The 5,802-nt window shown below is 71.1% G+C and carries 1 protein-coding gene; it reads left to right on the forward strand.

Going from position 1 to position 5,802, the window contains the following annotated elements:
* Nucleotides 1-778: 778 nt before the first annotated feature.
* On the forward strand, nt 779-5,802 hold a 5,024-nt coding region (locus IH13_RS38550; RefSeq protein ID WP_031088632.1), incomplete at its 3' end, for a protein kinase domain-containing protein.

The following is a 5,802-nucleotide window of genomic DNA, read 5'->3' on the forward strand; positions in this document are numbered from 1 at the left end:
CCCGGCCCCCGACTACGCCGGCGGCTCTTCTGGCGTTACACGCTTGTCTGGTGTCGGCAGTCGGAGCAGCGCCCGTAGGCGATCGCTGTCATGCGGAGGTCCCCAGGCCGGAAGGGTTACGCATCGCCCCTCCCGGCCTCCGGTCAGCGCCGGCGCGGTCTCCGTCCTGCGGATCACGGGCCCGCGACTTCGGCATCTGCTGCGGGCCGCGTCCGACAACAAGGACCTTCCCGCAGGTGTCGACGACGAACAGATCGCCCGTACCGAGGCGCAACTGGGCTTCACTCTGCACCCTCTCCTTGCGCGCCTGTACCGCGAGGTCGCCGACGGCGGTTTCGGCCCGGACTACCAACTGCTGCCGCTGCTCGGCCCGAGGTCGAAATCCTCCGGCAACAGTCGAGCAGGAAGTGCTCGACTTCGCGGTCGGCCCGCTTGGTCAGGACGATCAGCGGTAGCAGGGCTCACGCCGCCATCGAGCGAGGTGCCGGCCTCCCGGTTGCGAAGACCGGTCAACCACCGCGCACCTGGTAGGCCAGTTCCTCGGCCCCGCCGGCACCCCCTGGGAGGTGTACGCGGCCAGGTCCTCGGCACCCCGAGCGGGCGGGAAGGCGGATTCCTGCACAGGGAAAGAGGTACCCGCCCAGCTCGCCAGTTCACGTGGGCGCACATGCGTTGACAGCGTAAACAGGCAGTTTATACTCTCCTTGAGGAGTGAAGGTGTACGCTCCCTGCAAGGCGTACCCGTCTTGCACGTGACGGGTGGAACGGGGGAGGGCAAGTGAGCCTGGGAACGGTCGACCAGCGGTTCCGGATCACGGGGGTCGTGGGACGCGGCAACATGGGCGAGGTGCACCGGGCAGAGGACCTCCGGGCCGCCCCGGACTCCCCATACCGCGAGGTCGCCGTCAAGACCGTGCTGCGCGGCCGGACCGGGGTCGCCGTCGACACCTCCGGGTCCGGCAAGGAGATCGAGCGTTTCCGCCGCGAGGTGCGGATCATGCGCATGCTCTCCCAGGGGCATCCGAACCTCACCCTGCTGATCGACGGCGGCGTGGACGGGACGCCGGGCGGCAGCGGTCTGCCCTATCTGGCCATGGAGTTGCTGGACGGTCATCCGCTCGCGGACCTCATCGACGAGGAGCCCCAGCTTCCGGTTTCCTGGGCCGCCGCCGTCGGAGCCCAGATCGCCGCGGCTCTCACGGCCGCGCACACGGCCGGGGTCGTCCACCGCGACCTGAAGCCCGCCAATGTGATGCTGACCGGTGACGGCACCCTCAAGGTCCTCGACTTCGGCATGGGCTCGATCGTCGACGATCCCGACCAGACGCGGCTGACCAGTACGGGCGTCAGCGTCGGCACGGCCCGCTACATGGCCCCGGAGCAGTTCCGGGCCGAACCCGTCTCCGCCCTCGCCGACCTCTACGCGCTCGGCTGCATCCTGTACGAACTGCTGATCGGGCGGCCGCCGTTCTCCGCCAGGACGCCCTTCGAGCTCTCCGAGCAGCATCAGCACGAAGCGCCGCCGCAGCTGACCCTGGTGCGCCCGGACCTTCCCGCCGAGCTGGTCAGGCTCGTCGGCCGCCTGCTGGAGAAGGACGCCGACCTGCGGCCCGAGAACGCAGCCCAGGTCCACGACGCCCTGGTCCCGCTCGCGCTCGCGCCGGACGACACCGCTGACCTGCTGGCCCCGCACTGGCGGGTGATGGACCCGGTGGCGCGGCTGCGTTCCCTGCTCCCCGAGCGCACCCCTGCCGTGCCCGCGCCCGCGCCGCGCAGGGAGCCGCGCCTGCCCGAGACGATGGACGTCTTCGGCATCCACGCAGATCTGATCAAGGAGTACGAGGACTTCACCAAGAGTGCGACGGTGATCCGGGACGCCCGGATCGAAGGCTTCGTCGAGGACGACCTGGCGGCGAAGTCACAGTGGCCCGATCCGTGGCTGTCGCTCAATCCCTTCTTCGCCGACGGCGGCCAGGTCACCGACCTCGTGCGGGACGGCGTGCTGCACCCCAGGTGCGCGGAGATCTTCCAGGCGGGCAAGAAGGAGAACGCGCGGCGCCCGGACGGCCGTCCGCTGACCTTCCACCTCCACCAGCGGCAGGCGATCGAGGCCGCGCAGGCGGGTGACTCCTACGTCCTGACCACGGGCACCGGTTCCGGCAAGTCCCTGGCGTACATCGTCCCGATCGTGGACCGCGTCCTGAAGGAACGTCAGGCGGCCGGCCCCGGCGGAGGCGGGCGGGTCCGCGCGATCGTGGTCTACCCGATGAACGCGCTGGCCAACTCGCAGCTCGGCGAGCTGGAGAAGTACCTGCGCCACGGTTTCGGGACGGGGGGCGAGCCGGTCACCTTCGCCCGTTACACCGGGCAGGAGTCCGACGAACAGCGTCGGGAGCTGCGCAAGAACCCTCCGGACATCCTGCTGACGAACTACGTGATGCTGGAGCTGATGCTGACCCGGCCGGACGACAGGTCCAGCCTGATCCGCATGGCCGAGGGACTGCAGTTCCTGGTCTTCGACGAGTTGCACACCTACCGCGGCAGGCAGGGCGCGGACGTGGCGTTCCTGATCCGCCGGGTCCGCGAGGCCTGCCGGGCCTCGGCGACCCTGCAGTGCATCGGCACCTCGGCGACCATGTCGACCGAGGGGTCCTGGGAGGACCAGCGGCGCGAGGTGGCCAGGGTCGCCGGCCGGCTGTTCGGTACGACGGTCCTGCCGAAGCGGGTCATCGGCGAGACCCTCGTCCGGGCGACCGAGGAGGCCCCGGCGGACGTGCCCGCCGAGCGGCTGCGGGTTCCGGCGGCCCCCCGCTCGTACGACGCGCTGACGAAGGACTCGCTGGCCCGCTGGGTGGAGTCCCGGTTCGGTCTGGAGCGCGAGGAGGGCACGGGGAGGTACCGCCGGTGTGCCCCGGGCACCCTGGAGGCGGCGGCCAGGGAGCTGGCCGACGCCTCGGGTGTGGCCGAGGAGAGTGTGCGCGAGGCGATCCGCACCACCCTGGAGGCCGGTGCGCAGGCGAAGCACCCGGTGACGGAACGCCCGCTGTTCGCCTTCCGGCTGCACCAGTTCCTCTCCAAGGGCGACACCGTCTACACGACGCTGGAAGATCCGCTCACCCGACCCCTCACCCGCACCTACCAGCTGGAGCAGCCCGGCAGCGCCGGCAAGCCGCTGTTCCCGCTGGCGTTCTGCCGCGAGTGCGGTCAGGAGTACCTGACCGTCTGGCGCTCCGAGGAGAGCGGCGCGTTCCGGTACGAGCCGCGCCGGGACACCTCGGCCTCCGGGGGCCGCGACGGCGAGGGTTATCTGTACCTGGGCGTGCCCGGGGAGGACTACGAGTGGCCCGCCGATGCGCAGAAGGCCGTGGACGACCGGCGGTTGCCGGAGTCGTGGCTCGAACGGGACGCGCAGGGTGTGACCGTCGTCAAGAAGTCCTATCGCCCCCGGGTGCCCAAGCGCGTCGTCGTGGACGGCTTCGGGAACGAGTCCGACGAGGGTCTGGTGGCGGCGTTCGTGCCGGCGCCGTTCCTGTTCTGCGTGCACTGCCAGGTCTCCTACGAGCAGACCCGCGGCCGGGACTTCGCCAAGCTCGCCACCCTCGACCAGGAAGGGCGTTCCTCGGCGACCTCCCTGATCTCCGCGTCGATCGTGAAGTCCCTGCGTGCGGTGCCGGAGGAAAGCCTGGGCAAGGAGGCGCGCAAGCTCCTCACCTTCGTCGACAACCGGCAGGACGCGTCGCTCCAGGCCGGGCACTTCAACGACTTCGCGCAGGTGACCCAGTTGCGCGGTGCCCTCCACCAGGCCGCGGTGCGGGCCGGCGAGGAGGGGCTGCGCCACGACGACCTGGCCGAGGCCGTGACCGAGGTGATGGGGCTGACGCCCCGCGAGTACGCGGCGAACACGAAGCACAGCAAGCTGGCTCCCTCGATGGAGAGCCGTGCGGCGAAGGCCTTCCGTGACGTCGTGGGGTACCGGCTCTACCGCGACCTGGAGCGCGGCTGGCGCATCACGATGCCGAACCTGGAGCAGACGGGGCTGCTGCGCATCGATTACGAGGACCTGGGCTGGATCGCCGCCGAGCCGGACCGCTGGGATTCCGTCCACGCGGCGCTCCGCGACGCGGACCCCGCGCTGCGTGAGGAGATCGCCCGGACGCTGCTGGACTTCATGCGGCGCGCCCTCGCCATCGACGTGCAGTACTTCCGCGACGACTTCGACACCTTGCAGCGGGCGAGCGAGGAGCGCCTCGCGGGTCCGTGGGTGCTGAGCGAGAGCGACCGCCCCACCGTCGGCACCGCCTACCCGTACGGCTCGCGGCCGGGTATGGAGCGTTCCGCGCTGTTCCTGTCGGCCCGTGGCAAGTTCGGCAAGTACCTGCGGCGGAACCTGCCCGAACTGCGCCACCTCCCCCCGGAGGACGTCCAGGGCATCATCGAGGACCTGCTGAAGGTGCTGCGCGAAGCGGACCTGGTGCGTGAGGTGGAGGCGGCCCCGGAGCACGCCGGCCCGGCCTACCGCCGCCGGGCGGCCCAGAAGCGCATGGGGTTCCGGGTGTCGGCCGCCGCCCTCATCTGGCGGGCCGGGAACGGCGAGCGGGGCGCGATCGACCCGCTGGCGCGCACGTACAACCGCGGCGAGGGGCCGCGGGTCAACCCGTTCTTCCGGGACCTGTACCGGACGGCGGCGGCCGAGCTGGCGGGCCTGTTCGCCCGGGAGCACACCGCGCAGGTGACTCCGGAGGACCGGCTGGAGCGCGAGCGGGAGTTCCGCTCCGCCGAACTGCCCCTGCTGTACTGCTCGCCGACGATGGAGCTGGGCGTGGACATCTCCTCGCTCAACGCCGTGATGATGCGCAACGTCCCGCCGACCCCGGCGAACTACGCGCAGCGCTCGGGCCGGGCGGGCCGTTCCGGCCAGCCCGCACTCGTGACCACGTACTGCGCCACGGGCAACAGCCACGACCAGTACTACTTCCGCCGCTCCCAGGACATGGTGTCCGGACAGGTGGCCCCGCCGCGTCTGGACCTGGCCAACGAGGACCTGGTCCGCTCCCATCTGCAGGGCATCTGGCTGGCGGAGACCGGGATGAAGCTCGGCAGGGCGATCCCGGACGTCGTCGACGTCGCCTACGACCCGGACGGCGGCGACCGCCCCGATCCGCACATGGCGCTGGCGCTCCTCCCCCACATCCACGACCTGTCCCTCGACGAGGACGCCCGCCGGCGCGCGATCGCGACCGCCCGGACCGTACTGGCCCCGCTCATCGGGGACTTCGAGGCGACCACGTGGTGGTACGACGAGTGGATCGAGGACCGGATCGAGCGGGCCCCGCAGGAGTTCGACGCGTCCTTCGACCGGTGGCGGGAGCTGTTCCGGGCGGCCGTCATGGACCAGTACGAGCAGAACAAGCGGGTCGTCGACCACACGCTGACGCCCGGCGAGCAGGGCCGGGCCCGCACCCGCCGACGCGAGGCGGAGACCCAGACGAACCTGCTGCTGAACCGCTCGTCCGACAGCAAGTCGGTGATGAGCGACTTCAATCCGTACCGCTATCTGGCCTCCGAGGGGTTCCTGCCGGGCTACAGCTTCCCGCGGCTCCCGCTGGCCGCGTACATCCCGCGGTCCGGCAACCGCCGCAACGCCGACGGCGACTACCTGCAGCGTCCCCGGTTCCTCGCGATCCGGGAGTTCGGCCCCGGTGCGCTCATCTACCACGAGGGGGCCCGCTACCAGGTCACCCGGGTGCAGCTGCCGCCGGACGCCTCGGGCGACCTGGCGACGGCGGAGGCGAGGCGCTGCGA

It is taken from the genome of Streptomyces sp. NRRL WC-3549, assembly GCF_000721935.1.
Lineage (GTDB): Bacteria > Actinomycetota > Actinomycetes > Streptomycetales > Streptomycetaceae > Streptomyces.